This is a genomic window from Fannyhessea vaginae DSM 15829 (assembly GCF_000159235.2).
GTDB lineage: Bacteria > Actinomycetota > Coriobacteriia > Coriobacteriales > Atopobiaceae > Fannyhessea > Fannyhessea vaginae.
Window position 1 is genome coordinate 457,420 of record NZ_ACGK02000001.1, and the last position, 20,870, is coordinate 478,289.

General features: G+C 42.1%; 18 protein-coding genes and 1 tRNA gene. 14 read left to right on the forward strand and 5 right to left on the reverse strand.

Going from position 1 to position 20,870, the window contains the following annotated elements; all coding sequences use genetic code 11:
- Window positions 1–203: 203 nt before the first annotated feature.
- From tgt to HMPREF0091_RS02020, 7 genes are all read left to right on the forward strand, one after another.
- On the forward strand, window positions 204–1,403 hold the full coding sequence (gene tgt, locus HMPREF0091_RS01990) for a tRNA guanosine(34) transglycosylase Tgt (protein ID WP_006302543.1): 1,200 nt from the start codon (window positions 204–206) through the stop codon (window positions 1,401–1,403).
- Window positions 1,404–1,551: 148 nt separating this feature from the next.
- The gene (locus HMPREF0091_RS01995) at window positions 1,552–2,829 is read left to right on the forward strand and encodes an MBOAT family O-acyltransferase (protein WP_261974440.1); all 1,278 of its coding nucleotides are present in this window, start codon (window positions 1,552–1,554) and stop codon (window positions 2,827–2,829) included.
- 290 nt (window positions 2,830–3,119) lie between these two features.
- On the forward strand, window positions 3,120–4,379 hold the full coding sequence (locus tag HMPREF0091_RS02000) for a hypothetical protein (RefSeq protein WP_010241277.1): 1,260 nt from the start codon (window positions 3,120–3,122) through the stop codon (window positions 4,377–4,379).
- On the forward strand, window positions 4,376–5,953 hold the full coding sequence (locus HMPREF0091_RS02005) for an amino acid adenylation domain-containing protein (RefSeq protein WP_006302547.1): 1,578 nt from the start codon (window positions 4,376–4,378) through the stop codon (window positions 5,951–5,953). The genes HMPREF0091_RS02000 and HMPREF0091_RS02005 overlap by 4 nt, the downstream gene beginning before the upstream one ends.
- Before the next feature lie 9 nt (window positions 5,954–5,962).
- Entirely contained in the window at window positions 5,963–7,294 is a 1,332-nt protein-coding gene (locus HMPREF0091_RS02010) for a diaminopimelate decarboxylase family protein (RefSeq protein ID WP_006302548.1), read from the forward strand.
- Window positions 7,295–7,318: 24 nt separating this feature from the next.
- Window positions 7,319–7,564, forward strand: coding sequence for an acyl carrier protein (locus HMPREF0091_RS02015; protein WP_006302549.1), 246 nt, complete (start codon window positions 7,319–7,321; stop codon window positions 7,562–7,564).
- 263 nt (window positions 7,565–7,827) lie between these two features.
- Window positions 7,828–8,607 (forward strand): DNA/RNA non-specific endonuclease, encoded by a 780-nt coding sequence (locus tag HMPREF0091_RS02020; protein ID WP_010241273.1) that lies wholly within the window; start codon window positions 7,828–7,830, stop codon window positions 8,605–8,607.
- 111 nt (window positions 8,608–8,718) lie between these two features.
- On the opposite strand, the gene HMPREF0091_RS02025 is transcribed toward HMPREF0091_RS02020, so the two are convergent.
- Entirely contained in the window at window positions 8,719–9,537 is an 819-nt protein-coding gene (locus tag HMPREF0091_RS02025; RefSeq protein WP_010241271.1) for a PASTA domain-containing protein, read from the reverse strand.
- Between the two features lie 305 nt (window positions 9,538–9,842).
- Between HMPREF0091_RS02025 and HMPREF0091_RS02030 the strand changes: the two genes are divergently transcribed.
- Window positions 9,843–10,133, forward strand: coding sequence for a hypothetical protein (locus tag HMPREF0091_RS02030; protein ID WP_006302552.1), 291 nt, complete (start codon window positions 9,843–9,845; stop codon window positions 10,131–10,133).
- Between the two features lie 16 nt (window positions 10,134–10,149).
- Here the strand turns inward: HMPREF0091_RS02030 and mscL are convergent, their stop codons facing one another.
- The 3 genes from mscL to HMPREF0091_RS02045 all read right to left on the reverse strand — a co-directional run bounded on the left by mscL (window position 10,150) and on the right by HMPREF0091_RS02045 (window position 12,812).
- The gene (gene mscL / locus HMPREF0091_RS02035) at window positions 10,150–10,596 is read right to left on the reverse strand and encodes a large conductance mechanosensitive channel protein MscL (RefSeq protein WP_006302553.1); all 447 of its coding nucleotides are present in this window, start codon (window positions 10,594–10,596) and stop codon (window positions 10,150–10,152) included.
- Window positions 10,597–10,670: 74 nt separating this feature from the next.
- Window positions 10,671–11,129 (reverse strand): D-aminoacyl-tRNA deacylase, encoded by a 459-nt coding sequence (gene dtd / locus HMPREF0091_RS02040; protein ID WP_006302554.1) that lies wholly within the window; start codon window positions 11,127–11,129, stop codon window positions 10,671–10,673.
- Window positions 11,130–11,168: 39 nt separating this feature from the next.
- On the reverse strand, window positions 11,169–12,812 hold the full coding sequence (locus tag HMPREF0091_RS02045; RefSeq protein ID WP_010241264.1) for a carboxypeptidase M32: 1,644 nt from the start codon (window positions 12,810–12,812) through the stop codon (window positions 11,169–11,171).
- A 352-nt stretch (window positions 12,813–13,164) separates the two neighbouring features.
- On the opposite strand from HMPREF0091_RS02045, the gene HMPREF0091_RS02050 reads away from it, so the two are divergent.
- From HMPREF0091_RS02050 to ptsP, 6 genes are all read left to right on the forward strand, one after another.
- Window positions 13,165–14,685 (forward strand): PTS fructose transporter subunit IIC, encoded by a 1,521-nt coding sequence (locus HMPREF0091_RS02050; RefSeq protein WP_006302556.1) that lies wholly within the window; start codon window positions 13,165–13,167, stop codon window positions 14,683–14,685.
- Between the two features lie 195 nt (window positions 14,686–14,880).
- Window positions 14,881–15,336, forward strand: coding sequence for a fructose PTS transporter subunit IIA (locus HMPREF0091_RS02055; RefSeq protein WP_006302557.1), 456 nt, complete (start codon window positions 14,881–14,883; stop codon window positions 15,334–15,336).
- Window positions 15,337–15,589: 253 nt separating this feature from the next.
- A complete protein-coding gene (locus HMPREF0091_RS02060; RefSeq protein WP_006302558.1) occupies window positions 15,590–16,579 on the forward strand; it encodes a type I phosphomannose isomerase catalytic subunit in 990 nt (329 codons plus the stop codon).
- A 60-nt stretch (window positions 16,580–16,639) separates the two neighbouring features.
- A tRNA-Arg gene (locus tag HMPREF0091_RS02065) sits at window positions 16,640–16,716 on the forward strand.
- Between the two features lie 128 nt (window positions 16,717–16,844).
- Complete coding sequence (gene pfkB, locus HMPREF0091_RS02070) at window positions 16,845–17,768, forward strand: 1-phosphofructokinase (protein ID WP_006302559.1); 924 nt, start codon at window positions 16,845–16,847, stop codon at window positions 17,766–17,768.
- A 73-nt stretch (window positions 17,769–17,841) separates the two neighbouring features.
- The gene (gene ptsP / locus HMPREF0091_RS02075) at window positions 17,842–19,545 is read left to right on the forward strand and encodes a phosphoenolpyruvate--protein phosphotransferase (protein WP_006302560.1); all 1,704 of its coding nucleotides are present in this window, start codon (window positions 17,842–17,844) and stop codon (window positions 19,543–19,545) included.
- 147 nt (window positions 19,546–19,692) lie between these two features.
- Here the strand turns inward: ptsP and add are convergent, their stop codons facing one another.
- On the reverse strand, window positions 19,693–20,724 hold the full coding sequence (gene add / locus HMPREF0091_RS02080) for an adenosine deaminase (RefSeq protein WP_006302561.1): 1,032 nt from the start codon (window positions 20,722–20,724) through the stop codon (window positions 19,693–19,695).
- Between the last annotated feature and the right edge of the window lie 146 nt (window positions 20,725–20,870).

Here is a 20,870-nt window from a genome sequence, read left to right on the forward strand (position 1 = left end):
CAGACACTAAGGTGCTCGTTACGTGCATATACAGAACAGCGGTTTTATACGCGATATTTTAATTGGGGCATCCTTTGTGTGGTGCCTCAATTTTTGTTTTGTTTAAATTGTTGCTTTTTTCGTTTTAAGTTTATATACAATATTTTGTGTAAGAAGTATTAAAGTATCCGTTTCCTCATATTTTGTCATTGCAAGGAGCTCGTATGTCCATATCGTCTTCAGATACCTGCGATTCGTCAAAATGGTTTACCTACGACCTTATTGCCGAAGACCCTACAACGCACGCCCGCGCAGGAGTGTTTCATACACCTCATGGCGATATCCCTACTCCTATCTTTATGCCCGTTGGCACTAAAGCAGCCATAAAAGGATTACTTCCCCAAACAGTGAATGATCTTGGTGCAAAAATCATTCTTGCAAATACATATCACCTTGCTATGAGGCCTGGCGAAGACCTCATTGCCGAGGCAGGCGGCCTGCACTCATTTATGCATTGGAATAAGCCTATTCTTACCGATTCGGGTGGCTTTCAAGTATTTAGTCATTCAGAATTCGTAAAGCTTTCCGATGAAGGTGTGCGCTTTAAGGTTGTTGACTATGACGGGTCATATGTGTTTTGGACACCCGAAAAAAATATGGAAATTGCTCAAAAGTTGGGCGCAGACATCGTGATGCAGCTTGATCAGTGTCCTGGTTATCCTGCAAGTGATGCGTATGTTCGTCGTGCGGTTGACTTATCAAGTGCATGGGCACAGCGTTGCTTTGAGGCCCACACCAAGAAAGACCAAGCGCTTTTTGGCATTGTTCAAGGTGGTATGAATTTAGATCTTAGAAAACTAAGCATTGAGCGTCTTGAGTCGATTGCCGATTTTCCTGGATATGGTATTGGCGGATATTCGGTGGGCGAGGATCACGAAACCATGTTTGAATCGCTGGCACCTTTGGTATCTGAATATATGCCGCGTCATAAACCTCGCTATTTGATGGGAGTAGGCAATCCGACAACGCTGGTACGTGCAGTTGCATGTGGTGTCGATATGTTCGATTGCGTGCTACCAACGAGAACCGCGCGTATGGGTACTGCTTTTTCTCATGAAGGCAGGCTCAATCTTAAAAACGCTGCTCACATTCATGCTCATGTACCCTTAGATGAGCTTTGTACATGTCCGGTTTGTAGTGAAGGATATACGCGCAGCTACCTTAACCATTTGGTTCGCCAACACGAAATGAACGCAGCAATCTTATTGTCTATGCACAACATTTATTTTCTGCTTGACTGTATGAGACAGGCGCGTCAAGCCATTATTGAAGGACGCTATAAGGCATTTTTAGATACATGGATGCAATATCCAACGGCTCAAGATGGGCGTATGCAAAATTATCGTATGAACCATGGGGAATAAAGCACAAATAGGTTTGTAGAAATATGTATTTTACGAGCGTGCATTATGGTGTAGCTGTGATGATTTGTAACGAGAGATATCAATTGATTATGATAAATTTTGCTCGTAACGATTTGGATATTGGATTTTATATGCGTTAGGTTAGCTTGTGGAATTCTACTCTTTAATGTTTGTGTGCTTTTGTGCACTTCTGTGCATAACCTACTACGCAGTAGGATATATCTTCAAACGCTTCCAATGGGTAGTTATCCTTATCTTTTCGCTTATCTTTTATGCACTTGTTACCAATATAGATACTATTGTTTATGTTGCGTTTACCCTCGTGCTTACCTATGTCACCACCTTATCATTCCACAAAATTGATTCCTCAAGTAAAAAGCGCTTACATACCATCACCACGAGAGCAGACAAAAAGGCTTTTAAGCATAAAATTGCTCGTATCAAGCAGCTTGTATTGATAGCAGCTCTTATTCTTATTGCAGGCTGCTTATGCTACCTTAAATACTGGAATACCATTCTCTATGCACTAAGTCTTGCTCCCTCAACTAAAAGCTTAGGGCTTTTACTTCCTTTAGGTATTTCCTTTTATACCTTCCAAGCACTCTCATATGTCTTTGATATCTATAACCAAAAGTACACCCCAGAACAAAATCCCTTCAAGCTTGCATGCTATCTCATCTACTTCCCTCAACTTATCCAAGGACCCATTAACCGCTTTGATAAACTTTCCCCTCATCTTTTTAGCTATCACGCAGCTTCTGATACGCACTTTGGACGTGCATCAGTACTGTTTTGCTATGGTGCTCTTAAAAAGTATGTTATGGCAGATCTTTTAGTAGACTCCATCTCGTACATCTTTGACTATAAGCCTGCATCCCTTCCTGGCTCTGTTATCGTCTTTGGTATTTTGCTTTATTCTGCTCAACAATATGCCGACTTCTCAGGTGGTATCGATATGGTAGAAGCCACTTCTGAGTTTTTAGGCATTCCTATGCAAGCAAACTTCCGTCGCCCGTATTTTTCTATTTCACTGGCTGATTTCTGGAGACGCTGGCATATCTCTTTAGGTCTTTGGATGAAAGACTACGTATTTTATCCTTTAGCACTAACGCGCCCCATGAAAGCTTTAGGTAAGTGTGTAAAAACACACATATCTTCTCACTTAGGAAAAACTCTTCCTGCAGCACTTGCCAATATCTTTGTATTCTTACTCGTAGGAGTTTGGCATGGTGCTGATGCACACTTTATCTGGTGGGGACTCTATAACGGTCTTGTAATTGCCACATCAGATATTGCAAAACCTCTTACCCAAGGCTTAGCACATCTGTTGCACATTAACCAAAAAACTACGCAGCTACCATGTATTCTCGGTTATTCGCTGCTTCATTGTGGTAAACATTGGCTGGTACTTCGACCGTATCTTTGATGCACAAACCTCGTTTACCTGTCTTTACAACACGGTGTTCTCGTTTCATGCACAAGACTTTATTACAACCTTGCGCACTATAGGAATTCATCAGGATAAGATAAGTGCGCTGTGCCTTTCTTTTGTGATGTGGTGTATCGTTTTTGTCGTAAGTTTGTATCAAGAGCAAGGCCACGATATAGTTACGTTTTTATCGAAACAATCGTATATTGTTCGTATTCTATTGTTTGCACTCTTTGGTCTTTTGATTACCTTGGCATGTATATTTAATGTGGGAGGAGGGTTCATGTATGCAAATTACTAATAAATCCTCACAACATACGCCAGAGTCCACAAGCACGCCTAAAACCGTGAAAGAGTCTTCGTCCGCGAGCACGCCTTCGTGCTCACAAGTGCAACATGCATCATCAGCATTAAACAATAATGAAGGCACAAAACATAAGCGCCTCTTTATACGCAACATAAAAATTGCACTCTTATCTTGTGTTTTGCTTGGTATTATTGCAGTTTGTTATGCGTATATTTTTTCGTTATATGCTCCTTTGGCGCAAGTAAGTTGGAATGATTTTAGAGAAGCTCCCGCGTGCGATACGGTAATCGTTGGATCTTCATATGCCGAGCGCGGTATAAATCCTCTTGTGTATGATGATACGCGCGCAGAACTTTCAGGCGAGCAAAATCCTTCTACTTATAATCTTGCAACGCCTGGTCAGGTTTTATCTTCCACCTACGATACGGTGCTTGAGGCTATTGAACATAAGCATGTTAAACGCGTTATCCTAGGCATAGGTCTGTATTCATTTGATTCGCCATATAATGTGCGTGCAGAAGTTCCCTATCTTTACGCCCGTTATCAAAATGATCCTATCATACTTGCTCAAAAATTGGGGTCGCTTGCGCTACGAAAAGAAACTTTTGGTGAAAAAGATTCACTGAACGTTTATTTTCCATGGGTATTTACGCCTGCGCGTACGCCACAGGCGCTTTATTATAACGTGATGTCTCGTTTGACTCACGAACCTTATGGCTTAGCAGCTCAAAAGGTAACGAAAGATTGGACGTATGGCGGACGAGGTTATGGTAATTATAACTGGGTTTTGGAAGATGGAAATTATGATACGTCAGCTCAAGTATATGGATGGCCTCGTCTTGATCAAAAGAGCTTTGAATATCTGGCACAAATTGCGCGTCTTTGTCAAGAGCGCGGTGTTTCGTTTATCTGCATAGCTACGCCTCATCCAGCGTATGATATTGCGTCCTTTGGTTCATTTTATCCAAAAACCATGCAGCGCGTACGTGATATTGTCGAAGGTGCCAATGGCGTGTATCTTGATTGTAATATGTGTAAAGAGGGTGTTCTTTCACTTTCGCGTTCGGAGTTTGCCGACTTTGAACACTTAAATACAACTGGTGCACAACATTTTTCGCGTTACTTGGCTAAACTTATATATCGTATAGATATGCACGAAGATGTTTCGCAGGATTTCATCTCGTATGACGAATGGGATACCTGGATGAAACAGTACAAGGCAACGAAGGGCAACTCATGAAGTGCGTTTTAACTTGGTTAGAGCAATCCGCTGCAAAAAAACCGCAGCATTGTGCGGTAAGTGATCCACATCTGTCTTTGACTTATGAACAACTCTTACATGCAGCACAAAGTTTTGGTACGTATTTTGCAACAGCAGATCATGCTGCTGCGCGTCGATCTATTGCTTTTTATCTCGAAAAAAGCTCGTACGCGCTTGCTGCTATGCTTGGAGCGGTGTATGCAGGGGATTACTATTCGGTTCTTGATACACGCCAGCCTGCTGTTCGTATTCACGAGATTTGCCAAACGCTTAATCCGCAGGTAATTGTTACTGATGATGAGTTTTATGAGCAGGCCTTAGCGCACATAGATACAAACCGTTATCAGGTTGTTCGTTTATCCGAAATAATGCATACCGCAATAAATACTGACGTTTTGGCTGCATGTCAGCGTGCTTTGTGCGATATCGATCCCTTGTATGTTAATTTTACCAGCGGATCTACGGGAAAGCCCAAAGGCGTTGTTGTTTCTCATCGTTCGGTTATTGATTTTATTCCAATATTTACCTCTACGTTTCATATGGATAGCGATGATATTTTTGCCAATCAGGCTCCCTTTGATTTTGATGTGTCGGTAAAAGATATCTATTCTGCGCTCTACTTGGGTGCAACGCTTCAAATTATTCCGCGTGAGTATTTTAGTGTTCCCACCAAACTTATGGATTATCTGGTAGAACAAAAGGTAACTACGCTCGTATGGGCGGTAAGCGCCTTGTGTTTTGTATCAATTATGAATGGCTTTGATTATAAAGTTCCTACTACTATCAAGCGTGTGCTGTTTTCGGGCGAAGTTATGCCAATAAAACAGCTTGCAAAGTGGCGTAAATATCTTCCTGATGTTACTTATGTTAATTTATATGGACCTACAGAAATCACCTGTAATTGTACCTATTTTGTGCTCGATCGTCCGTATCAAAAGGGCGAAGTTATTCCTATTGGCAAGCCATTTGATAATGAGCGTGTGGTTTTGATTGCTTCGTGTGACGAAAACGAAGATAAAGCGTGCGCAGTCGCGGATGAAGGCGCCCTTAACGATGGTAAGACTTGTGAGTATCAAGTTACCAAGGCAGGTGTAGAAGGCGAAATCTGCGTGAGCGGAACGGCACTTGGTTTGGGTTATCTTAATGAGCCTCAAAAGACCGCTGCTGCGTTTGTGCAAAATCCGTTACAAAACAGCTGGTTAGAGCCTTTATATCGTACGGGTGACATGGGCTATTTTGATTCTTGCGGAAATCTTGTATATACGTCACGCAAAGATCATCAAATTAAGCATCTTGGTCACCGTATTGAGCTTGGCGACATTGAGGCTGCTGCTATGAATATCGATGGGGTAGAGCAGGCGGTTTGTACCTATGATAGTAAGCGTCATCGCTTGCATCTGTTTTATATGGGTACGGCTTTGCACTCAGATGTTGCGGATGCGCTTCATCAAAATTTACCTCAATTTATGATTCCTAATACACTTGAGGCGCTTGAGAAGTTGCCCCTTACTAAAAACGGTAAAGTCGATCGTCAAGCTTTAATGAAAAAATAAGGAAACGATATGGATATACAAGAACTTGCAACAATTGCACAAACATATGCCACGCCCACCTATGTCCTTGATGAACAGGCTTTTAAGCAACGTCTTGAGCATGTTAAAAAGATCATGGGTACTTCAATTGATTTGTGCTATTCCATTAAGGCTAATCCTTTTCTTTCAAAAGCTGCTCAAGCATGTGGCTTTAAGCTTGAGGTTTGTAGCCCTGGCGAATTGGAAATCTGTAAACGTTTGCATGTAGATCCAAAAGCCATTGTGTATTCAGGTGTTTGCAAACAAACGGATGATATACAAGCTGCGCTGCGCTACGGCGTGGGTGTTTGTACAGCCGAATCGGTTTTGCAAGCATTGCTTATTGAGCGTGAAGCGGCAAAGTTAGACAAGCAAGGTCTGCTTTCAAAATCACCTGTACGCGTTTTATTGCGTCTTAATGCAGGCAGTCAGTTTGGTATGTGCCAAGATGACCTGGAGCACCTTATAAATAATCGCGCGCATTTTATGCATTGTTCGTTTGTGGGTATTCATTATTTTGTAGGAACTCAGCGTAAAAAACTCACGCACCAAGAAAAAGAATTAGTTCGTTTAGAAGCGCTTATCGATGAACTTGAAAGCAAGTACAATTGGAAATGCCAGCGTTTGGAATACGGCCCTGGCCTTGCATATCCCTATTTTATCGATCAAGATGCCTCTGATACGCTTTTGCCTGCAAAAGAGCTTGCGCCCGCATTGCAACGAATAGCAAATCGTGTACCGCTGACGGTTGAAATGGGTCGTTTTTTTGCAAGCGAATGCGGAACATACCTTACGCGTATTGTTGATATTAAGCATGGTCAGGACACAAAAACAAACTATGCATTTATTGATGGTGGCATTAATCATGTGTCTTATCTAGGTCAAATGATGGGGTTAAAATGTCCGTCTATCATCAATGTGAGCCAGCAACAAGCAACGTGTCTTGATGTGTCTACGTGCGAGGATGAGGCGCAGCAAAAATTGGCGTTATCTACACAAGCGCAATCTAAGCTTGAAGAGCCACAACCTTTTGCGCAGGCCGATGAGAGCGAAGGCGGCCGTTATACCAGTTCATGGACGTTATGCGGGAGCTTGTGCACTACTTCGGATGTTTTGGTAAGAGAATATGAATCTTCGCTTGGTTTAAATGATATACTTGCTTTTCAACATATAGGTGCGTATTCTATCACCGAGGCAATGTATTTGTTCTTAAGTAGAGACATGCCTCGCATTGTCGTTCGTAAAGCGCATGGTGTTTACGAATTGGCACGTGATTTTATACCAACAAATGTATATAATTATCCGCAAAACGCGGATAAATAGTGATCTATCTCAAAGGAGCACGTCATGGATGATATTACCCTTGATGCAGTAATTGCAATGCTTTCTGATATCAATGATGAGGTTGATTTTTCTACCGAGGACAAGTTGGTAGATAACAGAATATTGGATTCTTTTGATATTCTCTCTGTTATCTCTGCAATTGATGATGAGTTTGATGTATCTGTTCCTGCAAAAGAGATTGTCCCAGAAAACTTTAATAGTGCGCAAGACATTTACGAAATGATCGTTCGTTTAGCTGATAGCGAATAGCCTTGAGCATGGCCGCTCAATAGCCAATCATGAACTGATAAATTGTATGCGCATTACAACAGTATTATCTGTTCGCGGTACGTATGATTGAAAGTTCATCTCTGTTGTAGTTATGCTGTGCGCTAAATTGGTTGTGCTTGTGTTAGTTAGCAAGTTTTGTGCAAGTTACGCGTGAGTTTTAAGCACGCTATCATATGTATGATAAAACCTCCCAAAGCCCTTGTGTGACTTTGGGAGGTTTTTTGTGTGAGGGAGCTTTTCGTATGAGACATCATAGGGTTTATGTATCACTACCTCGTGCGTTTATAGGTATGGCATTAGCTCTTGTGTTTGCGTGGTATGGATTTACTACAACACCGTTGTTGTATGTTCTACCTGCGCAGATGCAACCAGCGTATATGCGCCGCGCTCCACAAGTGCGCCTTTCTCAGCCTACGCAGTGGTCTGGCGAGCATTATCCCGATTATGTGCGCGTTGTTTCGGGTGCATATATTGATAGCGATGTGCCTGTGGGTGCTGTTGTGTACAGTCCGCTTGATGCGTATGGTAGAGCCGTAAAAGTTGAGGGTTGCGTAACGTATGACATGATGCAGCACGGCAGTAAGCGTCAACGAGAAGAGCTCCCTAATCCTAGTGGTTGGGGATATAACAAAAAAGTTGCCATAGAGTTGCCGAAGGGTCGTGTGTATCATGGTTGGTTTTGGAATAGAAGCCATATGCTTGCAAAATCATTGGGTGGTGAGGAAAAGCTTGAGAATCTTGTATGTGGCACGCGCATGCAAAATGTGGGTGCTCACGACGATAAAGGAGGGATGGATTATTGTGAGGCAAAAACTCGACTGTGGCTTAAATCACATCCAGATGGATATGTGTACTACATAGTTACAGCACTTTATAGAGCTGATGAGCTGGTCCCACGGAGCGTGGTGGTTGATATGCTTTCAAGCGACCACACAATCAATGAAGAAGTGGAAGTTTATAACACAGCTTTAGGATACGAAATAAATTATAATGACGGTACATTTAATCAAAAATCCGAATGATACAGATATTATCTACGTGATAGGTTGAGTGTTGCTATTTTGCGGCTTACGAGCTTTGTTGTGCGTGTGTCGTATACGCTGTGTATGCTGTGTCCGCTGTGGTTTGTAGCACTATTGTGCAACATAGAGCTTGATAGAAGCCCCTTTTGTCTTTAAGGTTCCTGGTGCAGGGTCTTGGGCAATGACGGTACCTTTTGCAGCTTGGGAATTCTCTTCGTATTCAATGTGGTCTTTAACAAAAAATGAGGTGTCAGCAATTGCTTTAAGTGCGTCTTGCTCGGTAAGTCCTATAAACGACGGTACTTCGCGTGAGTCTTGACTCAATTTTCCAACTTTGAGGATTACGGTGCTCCCACGCATAACGTTTTCGCCTGAACTCGGTGTTGTTGCAATAACTTTACCAATTTGATCGTTAAGGGTTGTTGTTTGTTCTTCCACTTTAACGTTAAGATTTTTGCTCTGTAATTCTGCTGTTGCTTCATCTACCGAAACACCTACATAGTTATCCATAGTTTGACCTTTAAGGATTCCAAAGCATTGGGTAAGAATGGTAGATGAAATAAGGATCGAGCAGACAAGTGCAATTGCAATTGCTTTAAGAAGAAATGGCAAGTCTTTAAGCTTTTGAACTGCAGATTTTTGCATAGTTGTCATGTCTTGATAAGTAGCAGGAACGTATAAATCACTTTCGGGTATCTGTGCATCGGTATATTCGTGAGTTGGAACTTCGGGAGTATCTTTTATATGCTTTCTGGTAAATAGATTGTCGTTTCCAATTTCAAATAAGGCATGTAAATCATGGGTAAAATTTTCGCTCATAGGTTTTTTAGATTCATGTGCATTACTTAAATCCACAATGGTGTGGCTGTGAGATGGCATATGTATATGCGGAAGATTTTTTAGCATATGTTTTTTAGAATTGGTCGGCAATGATGTTCCCTTAAGAGCCCTACAGATACCGTGTGTTGCATAAAACACCTTACATATCATACGAATAATTATAAAACTATGCAAGTTATCCTATTAGGTATGTGAAGCGATGTAGAAATATTAGATGAATACCTTGATGATCTATATACATACGAGCCCGCGCGTAAACTTGCCTCTTATAGGTATGACCCGTATAATCTTTGATAGATGACCATGCAATCTAGGTGTTACAGGTTATGATATAAGACCATGATTCACAATGTTTGGTGTACGTTCAGAGGTATTTTGCAGGATAGGGGGTAGTGATGTCGGGCTTTGCATGTTGTGATTGCATCTTTTGTAATTGTTCGCGCGATGAGCAAACGGGTTTGTATCATGCGGTCTGTTCAAAGGGTTATACGCTTGCTAATGCTCATGATATGCGCGTCCCCCAAAAATACTATGCACCAACACCGCGTGTATTTGTTCCTGTAACCGATCCTTTTGGACAACAATACTTTAGAACACATGCAACATGTGCGCAGTTTCAGCGACCTATGGATGCTCCTGCTTCCCATCATTTTTGGGATGTCATTCGCCTCAACGGTAAGCGTTAAATGTGTGTGGGTTCACTTATTTTGTTTCGATAATTTTTTCTCTATCTTTAATGTCTTGCGTGCAATGAGGACAACGTAGTGCCTTTTGGTCAATTTTTTCGTAGCACAAAGGACAACGTACAATTGTTTCGGGTTTTTCGTCAAGTGAAATTCCTATAAGTTCCCCTCCTGCTTTCTTTAAGGTATTGATGCCTTTTACCAGCAAAAATACGATAAACGCCACAATAAGGAAATTGATAATTGAACTTAAAAATGCACCAAAATCTATATGTGTGCCCGGAACTACCAGACCTGAAATAGTGGTTTGTCCTCCTGTAAGAAAAACTATGAAGGGGTTGATGATGTTATTTACCAAAGAATTGACAATTGAGGTTAAAGCGCTTCCGACAATGACACCAACAGCCATGTCTACGACATTGCCTCGCATAATAAAGTCTTTGAATTCTTGTATAAATTTTTTCACGTCATCAACCTTTCACGTTGTTTATGCACGCAGACATTATAGGGTCTGACCAGTTTCTGCTAATTCAGTGAGTATTAAACGTGTCTGCAATCAATATCGCTATCCAAACAGATGGTAACAGGGCCATCATTTATAAGATGTACCTGCATATCTGCACCATACACGCCTGTTTGACAGCGGATATGATGTGCTTGTATGCACGCACAAAAATGCTCGTACAAGCTGCGTCCCTGCTCAAATGCTGCTGCGTTGGTAAATGAGGGGCGCCTTCCGTGGCGACAGTTGGCATACAGTGTAAATTGGCTTACAGCTAAAATTTCACCGTCAATGTCTTTAATCGAGAGATTCATTTTTCCGTTACCGTCGTCAAAAATCCGCAGACCCAGCGCTTTATCGCAAAGAGCTTCAACGCTTGCACGCGTATCATCTGATCCAATTCCTACCAAAATCATAAGACCTTGTGCGCATTGACCCACTATTTTATTGTCGATTTCTACGCGAGCTTCTTGCACGCGTTGAAGCACCAATCGCATATTAACCTCATGTCTATATTACTAAGCTATACCCTCAAATTATAAGTTGTAAAGTGCGGTAAATTTTTGCGTAAGATAGTCTAGGTAGTACGTAGTAGTAAGCGCTTCACCGCTGGCTTGTTCGATGAGCTCATGTGGCGTGCGGCTACGACCATAGCTCCAGATATGATCTTTAAGCCACAGGCGAATAGGAGCTAAATCACCTGAGGCAAGCACGTCGTCCCATGCAATACCAGAAGCGATCATAGCGTGCTTAAGCTGTGCGCCAATGGCGTCACCTACCGCATAGCCTGGGAAATAGCCTAAATACCCACTTGACCAATGCATGTCTTGAAGCGCTCCATGCGCAGGATCGCTTACCTCCACGCCAAGATATTCTTTGTAGAGCTTATTCCAGGTAGCAGCTACGTCCTCAACATCTAATTCACCTGCAAACAGCTGTTTTTCAATTTCGTAGCGAATCATAATATGAAATGGATACGTTAGCTCATCGGCATCCATACGAATAAGCCCTGGCTTTACCGCGTTAGAGACTTGCCAAAACTGTTGCGGTGTAACGCGTCCAAGCTGACCTTGAAAATGATGCGCCATTAAGCGCAAAATGTGTGGCGCAAAGTTGCGGTCGCGCGCAATGTAATTCTCAAAGAATCTCGATTGAGATTCGTGAATACCATACGATGTGCCGCCTTTAAGCGATGTACAGTCATAGGCGGGATTAACACCTGTTTCGTAGAGTGTGTGCCCACCTTCGTGAAACATCGAAAAGACATTTGAGAGCACATCATACTCATGGAGATGAGTTGCAATAATGCCGTAATTAATTGAAGGAGCATCTGAGTAGGGGTGCTCGGTATCTACGATGACCACATGGTTTTTATCGAGACCCATAAGATCAATAATGTCATGCGCAAGCAGACGCTGTCGCATAATATCAAATTTGCCTGCAAAAAGTGAGGTATTTGGCCTAAAACCTTTATTTTGTTTGATCAAAACATCGTGGAGCAAAGGTGCAATTCCCGATTTTACTTCTTCAAAAAATGTGTCCAAAAACGTGTGCGTTGTTCCATGTTCATATTCATCGAGCCACACGTCATAGGGGTCTTTTTTGCTATCGCGCGCCTGCGCAATTTCTTTCATTGTCTCAATAATTTGTTTCAAATAGGGAGCAAACATTTCCCATGAATTTTGTGCTTTTGCCTTGTGCCATGCGTCATCGGCTATGCACGTAAGCTCTGCAAATTTTTGTGCAAGCTCACGTGGAACGCCCACAAGTTTTTGGCGGTCATGCTGCAAAATGGCAACCTGTGCTTTTTGCGTTTGCGTTAGAACAGCGCTTGGACAACTAAGTCGTGCCAGCAGGTCTGCTGTTTTTTGTGAACACAGTAGGTCGTGACGTCTGTTTTCAAGCAAACTTAACACTTTTGAACGAGTTTGAGCAGCTCCTTGTGGATCTATGGACATACCAAACCCTGCAATTTCTGCAGAACAGTAACGTGTTAGAAAAAGATTTTGCTCAAGCTGGTTAAGCTCTTCTGCGTCGGCTTTAGGATTGGTAAGCGCAGCGCCTAAATCTACAGACGTATCCTTTGTTTTGGGATCGGCAGACGCGGTGTTCAAATCTTTGGCTGACTGGTCAGTTGCTATAGTTGTACTTAATTGTTGTGTTTCATTTGCATTGTCCATGATGTTTCCTTTGTTTGCATGCTCATGCATCAGTCCGATTAAACGTAATTCATTAAGACCTGTTTGTATTATATCGTAGTGTTATTCTCAAGAGGAGATCGAACGCTTTCATGCACGAAAAACTTGTTTTCACTTTGAGCATACGTAAGCTATTTACCTGCACATTTTAACGTGAACGGTATAAGATTTTCTCTGACGTGCACAGGTAAATATGTTTCGGAAAATATGTTACTATCAAAATCTAAGGTATGTAGTTGTTGGTAAAAAATCTAGGGGCTCATGTGCTCGGATTTTAATGTTTGCCAACATGCTATAGATATTACATATCCCACGTTTGTTAGGAAGTGATTGTATGGCAGAGCAAAGCTTTGACATAGTTGCTGCTACAGGTTGCCCTAGCGGTATTGCTCATACCTTTATGGCTAAAAAGGCACTTGAAGATGCAGCAGCTGCAAAAGGTTTCACCATAAAGGTCGAAACTCATGGACAGATAGGAGTCGAAAACGGCTTAACTGCTCAAGAGATTGCATCGGCAAAAGCTGTTGTTATTGCTGCTGATAAAGACGTTCAAGAAGAGCGTTTTGCTAACAAACCATGCGTTTCGGTAGGTGTTTCAAAATGTTTAGATGTTGATGCAGCCCAAGCGTTGATTGATCGTGCGTTATCTGCTCAGCCAAGGGTTGTACATGAAGATGCTGCTTCAGCTCAAGCTGCCACAGCTGCACCTGCAGACACTTTTGAAGAAAAAGAGTCTATTGGACACATCATTTACAAGCATTTGATGAATGGTGTGAGCCACATGCTTGTTTTTGTAGTAGCTGGTGGTGTTTTAACTGCTGTTTCATTCTTATGGGGAATTACATCATTTAGTTCAACTGCTCCCGATTATAATAGCTTTGCCGCCATGCTTAAGTATATCGGTGGTATTTCGATGGGCTTAATGGTTCCTGTTTTATCAGCCTATATTGCAGAATCTATTGGTAAACGTCCTGCATTGGTACCAGGCTTTGTAGCAGGTATGATTGCTATTCAAGGTTTACCTGTAAGTCCAGAAGGTTTAATTGACGCAGGCGGCTATGGTGTTGGCTTTGGATTCTTGGGTGGTATTATCGGCGGTTTTCTTGCTGGTTATGTTATTTTAGGCCTCGAAAAACTGCTTGCGGGTCTGCCACAAAATCTCAATGGGCTTAAAGCTATCTTTTTATATCCCTTGCTTTCTACCTTCATTGTTGGATTAGTTATGCTCGGAATTTCTGGGCCTATGTCTGCTATCAATATTGCAATGATGAACATGCTTAAAAGCCTGTCAACATCTGGTCCTATTGTGTTGGGCTTGGCTATTGGTTGCATGTGCGCTTTTGATATGGGTGGTCCTGTTAATAAAGCTGCCTATGTTACTGGTACGTTCTTTTTAGGCGAGGCTCTTGCTGCAGGTATTGGTACTGATACCTATGCATTTGGAACAAACTTTATGGCTGCAGTTTCGGCTGCATGCATTGTTCCTCCATTAATTACCACCTTTGCTGTTGTGGTAGGCAAGAAGTATTTCTCACAGTCAGATCACGATGCTGGACTTGTTAACTTTATCTTGGGTTGTACGCACATTACCGAAGGTGCAATTCCTTTTATGACCAAAAACATCTGGCCAGTTATGCCCATTATGATGCTTGGTTCTTCTATTGGTGCTATTGGTTCTTTGTTGTTTGCGGTACACGACCCAGCTCCTCACGGTGGATTCTTGGTATTGCCTGTAGTCGACGGCGGTCTTTGGTGGGTGCTTTCTATTGTTGTTGGAGCAGTTGTAGGCGGTATACTTTATGTAATCTTTAAAGCTTACGAGTACAAAAACAATGGTAACAAGGTACTTTCATAGGTGTTGTGTCTTGTGCGTAAAGCTTTTGTGGTGTCTTATAATTCGTACCATTAAGGCTCAAGAGCTTATAAGTATTTGCTATAATTTGTAGGAAATATAAAAAGTGGCTACGTTTTGTGTGTCATACAAAAAGATGTGCAAGTCTTGTATAGTCTTATGTGTATACACACCGCTTATAAGATAAGGGGCATAAATATGGGCGATTTTGTACAATCTTCACATGTCTTTCTGCAAAATTCTTCAACGACCGTTGATGAAGTTTTGGCATTTCTTGCAAAGAAATCCTGTGAGCTTGGCGTTGCTGATGATGAACAAGGTGTTCTTGATGCATTTAAAGCGCGCGAGGCAGAAGGTACCACGGGCATGATGGATGGTTTTGCAATTCCTCATGCAAAATGTGATGCTATCAAGCAAGCAACCGTGCTTGTTGTTAAATTTAGTGGCAATGTAGCATGGGAAAGCATGGACCAAAAGCCTGTTCGTGCTGCTATTGCGCTGTTTGTTCCTTCCAAAGAGGCTGGCACTACACACTTACAACTTCTCTCTAAAGTTGCTGTTTTGCTCATGGACGAAAAATTCCGTGCTTCTGTTTTGGAGAGCGAAGATCCAGCTGCCATTGCTGCGATCATCAACAAAGGACTTGAGGCATAACAGAGCTTTACTGCATTGGCATATAGTAAGTTATTGCGCATGTACCGTGGTGTACATGCGCTTTTTTGTAGCTGTCTTTTTTAGTTTGTGCACTTTTATCGAGCATTCGATTGTACCATTAACCATGGTAAAGGCATGTGTATACTAAAGGAAAAGCTTTTTACGCGTTGAGCTTGTGTTGAGCTTGTAATAGAGGTGAAAGAGTTTTATCGCCAAAGATACTATAAGTTGCTATAAAAAGGTCAGGTTGCTTATGAATTCAAGTGAATGTGATACTTTGCAAGATCAGTCAAAGTGCTCAGCAGTTGCCAATCTTGAGCTTCTTTGTTTAACGCCAGAATTTCACCAAAAAATTTGGGGCGGACGTCATCTTGAAACCGAGTTTAATTACGCTATACCTGATGGCCGTATAGGGGAGTGCTGGGCAATTTCTGCGCACCCTCATGGGGATTGCAAGCTCGCAGCAGGTCCTCTTGCAGGCAATACGCTTTCGCAGGTATGGGATTTGCATCCTGAGCTGTTTGGCAATATTGATTCTGATAGATTTCCTCTGCTCATTAAAATTCTTGATGCCGAAGATGATTTATCCATACAGGTGCATCCAGACGATGCTTACGCGCGCACCCATGAGCACAATTCTCTTGGTAAAAGTGAATGTTGGTATGTGTTACACGCCAAGCCGGACGCAACCATTATTGTGGGTCAAAAAGCGCATTCACGCGAGGAATTTGCTCAATTGGTAAAGCAGGGTGCATGGAAAGAGGTACTTAACGAAGTACCAATTCATGAAGGCGACTTTTTCCAAATCGATCCAGGATGTGTTCACGCTATAAAAGCTGGAACCATGGTATTAGAAACTCAACAATCAAGCGATATTACTTATCGTGTCTATGATTATGATCGTCGCCAAAAAGATGGAAGCCTTCGTGAGCTTCATATGGAAAAAAGTTTAGACGTTATCAACTACCATGCACCGTTATTGTCTTCGGGTGCCGTGCATGCTCCCGAGCATGATGGAGTCACCACACTGTGTGTTTGTCCTCGTTATACAATTTTACGCATACGAGTACATGGAACACATACGCTTACTCAATCGGCGCCATTTTTATGTGTCAGCGTTGTTGAGGGTAAAGGAAGTATCGCAGGTCTTTCTGTTAAACGTGGATCTCACGTCATCGTGACGGCATTGTGCTCAACGCTGCAATTGGAAGGGGATATGACGCTTATTGCGTCACATATCTAAAAAAACTTTATATTGGTGTTCCTAATTTAAATAATACATGTTAGTATGGTAGTGTTATTAGCTTCCTTAGCTCAGTTGGATAGAGCATCGGTCTTCTAAACCGCAGGTCAGGCGTTCGAATCGCCTAGGGAGCACCAGACTTTAAGCATGGACTTATGCATTTGTTTGTTATATGCATAAGTCCATATTTTTTAGGAGTTTCTCGTTACATTATGTATATTATGAGTCATAATAAAATACGAATGTGTAATGGAAGGAGTTTGCGTTGATTTATACAGTTACCCTCAATCCTGCGATTGACTATGTTATGCACCCTGTTAGTTTGGACATGGGATTTACTAATAGATCTTCAAGCGAAGAAGTTTATTGCGGTGGTAATGGTATTAACATATCAACGCTTTTAAACGAACTCAAAGTTGTTAACGTTGCCTTTGGTATTGCCGCCGGATTTACGGGCGATTATCTTATTAAAACGCTGCAAGATAATGGCGTCTCTGCTAATTTTGTTCGTCTTAAAGAAGGTTTTACACGTATTAATGTAAAGCTTAACGGCATTGTTATGACTATGTGTAATGGTATGGGTCCTGTTATTACTCCCGATAAAGTAGACGAGCTTCTTGAGCGTCTAGAATGCATTGCACAAGGTGATACACTTATTCTTACGGGCTCCATTCCAAAATCACTCCCTGAAGACATGTACGACATTATCATGAAACGTCTCGAAAATAGAGGCGTACGCTTTGTTGTGGATGCACCCGGTGCATTGCTCTTAAAATCACTTCCTGCGCATCCATTCCTTATCAAACCCAATAATCACGAAGTTGGCCGTATTTTTGATGCTTCACCCGAAACACCTGAAGATTGTATTCCCTATGCGCAAAAGCTTCACGATCAAGGTGCGCAAAATGTTATTGTTTCTTGTGGTGGTCATGGATCGCTGCTTATTGATGAACATAACGAAATTCATATTTGCCCAACGGTAAAAATTAAGCTTGAGAACGCAACGGGTGCTGGAGATTCAATGGTTGCTGGTTTTGTTGCAAAGACTCAAGCAGGAGCTTCTTACGACGAAGCATTGCGCTTTGCGTCTGCATGTGGTACCGCTACTGCAGCAAGCAAGGGTATTGCAAATCGTGCAACGATCGATCGCATTAGTGCAGAACTTGATGCACTAATTGCAAATAAATAATAGAGTAATTTATTTTTAATAAATTGGTATTGTTCTAGGTCATTCATATGTGCCGGCCACAAGGAGGATTTGCATGTTTGAAGGAATTAACGCATCTGACGGTTATGGTATTGGAGTTGCACAAGTTGCAGTTGCTCCCGATTTATCGTTTACCCCTACCGCACCAACAGATCTAGCGGCAGAGAAAGAGCGTTACGCACAGGCGTTACAAAAATTTATCGATCAAACAAACGCGCAAATCGAGCGTATGACGCGTACGGTTGGTAAAGAATCTGCAGCTATTATGGGTGCTCATATTGAATTTGCAGAAGATGACGGAATTAAAGAAACTATCAATTCTTCTATTGATTCGGGCATGTGTGCAGAGCAAGCAGTAAGCGAAGCATATGATATGTATTTTAATATGTTTTCAAATATGGAAGACGAGCTGTTCCGCGAGCGCGCAGCCGATGTTGCCGATGTTAAAACTGGTATTTTGGCAGACTTGCTTGGTAAAGAAGTCGTTGATTTGTCTAGCTTGCCTGAGCACTCTATTGTAGTTGTGCACGAGCTTACGCCGTCTATGACAGCCGATATCGATAAGAAAAACGTAGCTGGTATCATTACCGAAACTGGCGGTCGTACTTCTCACTCTGCGATTATTGCGCGTGCTTTGGAAATTCCTGCAGTTCTTTCGGTCAAAGATGTTACAAAAACCATTAAAACAGGTGATATGGTAATCGTTGATGGATCTCGTGGACGCGTTATTGATGACCCCAGCGATGCTGAACTTACAAAATATCGTACCAAAGCATCTGTGTTTGCAAGCGAAAAAGCCGCGTTGGAATCGTATCGTGGTAAAGATACAGTCACAGGCGATGGTGATAAGGTTCTTCTGGTAGCCAATATTGGTAATCCCGATGACGCCAACGCTGCTGTTGAGCATGATGCCGAAGGTGTTGGCCTTTTCCGTTCCGAATTTCTTTTCATGGACGCTTCCGAGCTTCCAAGTGAAGACCAACAGTTTGCTGCATATCAAAAAGTTGCGCTTCGTATGAAGAATCAGCCTGTTATCATTCGTACGCTTGATGTGGGTGGCGATAAAAATATTCCTTATTTGCACTTGCAAAAAGAAGATAATCCATTTATGGGGTTCCGCGCCGTTCGTTATTGTTTAAACAATGCTGACCAGTACAAGGTTCAGCTTACGGCTTTGCTGCGCGCGTCTGCTTTTGGTGATATTAAAATTATGTTGCCACTTGTTACCTGCCTTGACGAAGTTCGTCAAGCTCGCGCGCTTGTTGCAGAATGTATGGAAGACCTCGATCAACGCGGTATTGCTTATAACAAAGATATCGAAATTGGTACCATGATCGAGACTCCTGCCGCATCTCTTATTGCCGACAATTTGGCAGAGGAGTGTGACTTCTTCTCTATTGGTACTAACGACTTAATTGGTTATACCATGTGCGCTGACCGTGGAAATGATCGTGTTGCATATCTGTATGACGTATATCAACCGGCGGTCCTGCGTTCGCTTAAGCGTATTATTTCTGCAGGTAACGAAAAAGGTATTATGGTCGGTATGTGTGGTGAGGCTGCTGCAGATCCACTGCTTATCCCAGTACTTATTTCGTTTGGCTTAAATGAGTTCTCGGTTAATCCTCCTTCAATTCTTCGTACACGTCGTATTATTTCTGCGTGGACAAAAGCAGAGGCCGATGCACTTACCGAGAAAGTTATGTGTCTTAAGACTGCTGCCGAAGTTAAGGCTGCACTTCAAGCTGCTGCTCGCTAAGCTCTTTGTGATGCACGCAGCCGTGCGTGTAAGGCTCTGCTCACGTGTAGTATCATTCATATAGATTAAAAAAGCCCTAAGAACATTTGTTCTTAGGGCTTCATTTTACGCATGAGCGCCTATGTACGTGCTTATATGCGGCTGCTTTTAGGCGTGCGTCTCATCCCAGTGAGCAACATAAGCATCAATTTCTTGTAGGTATAAAGTTTTTCGTTCGTTGGAAATCCAACTCATTCTAAAGCTATTTTTAGCAAGCTCAATAATATCTTCGCGCGAAAACACCCCACTTTGTGCAAGAACTTCGTAGTTATCGCAGATGTAGCCACCAAAATAGGCGGGATCATCTGAGTTAATGCATATTTGTACACCGCGATTCAGCAAATCCTTAACTTCGTTTTGCTTAGTATCGTTGCCACAGAAGGTATTAGAAATAGGGCATGATGTAAGACCAACACCATGCTTTGCAGCTAATTCAACCAAATCTGGATCTTCAACAATGTTTGTTCCATGGTCAATACGCTCTACATCAATAACCTCAAGGAGCTGTTTAATATGCTCAATGGAGTCTTTTTGGTCTATGTCGGCATGAGCAGTAACGTGAAGACCTAGTTCTCGTGCGTGTGCAAATTGGTTAAAGAATTTAAGTGGGGGATTATTGTGTTCGTCCGAATCAAGACCAACACCTATGAGATGATCGGCAAACTCTGAAACAGCCTCCATGGTAAGACGTGCACTTTCGGCACTAAAATCGCGCAGGAAGCACATGATAAGTTCTGCGTCTACGCCTAACGCACGTGCGTCGCTACATGCACGAAGTAATCCGTATAATACATCTTCAATATCAACTCCACGCGAGGCATGTGCTTGTGGGTCAAAAAACATTTCAACATGGCGTACGCTGTTCTCTTGCGCTTTGAGCAGGTATTCCCATGCAAGGTCATAAAAATCCTGTTCGGTTACCAGCGTTTTCATGCCTTCATAGTATACGTCTAAAAATGAAGGAAGATCAGAAAAATTATAGGTATTTCTAATTGACTCAACATCGTCAAACCCAATATCAATATGGTTACGCTGTGCAAGCTTAAGTTTAAGCTCAGGTTCAAGCGTTCCTTCTACATGCAGATGAAGCTCTGCCTTAGGCAGGCCTTGGATGAATTGACGCGAAATATCGTGTGCCATATATACCTCCGAGTTTATAGGCAATCACTTTGGTTACCATGTACTATATTTTAATGGATGTGTTGAATAATCAGCATGGAATCATCAAGATTTTTTATAAGGGTGTTTTAGGGAGTTTGAGGCGCAGAATGCTTATAAATAAGCAC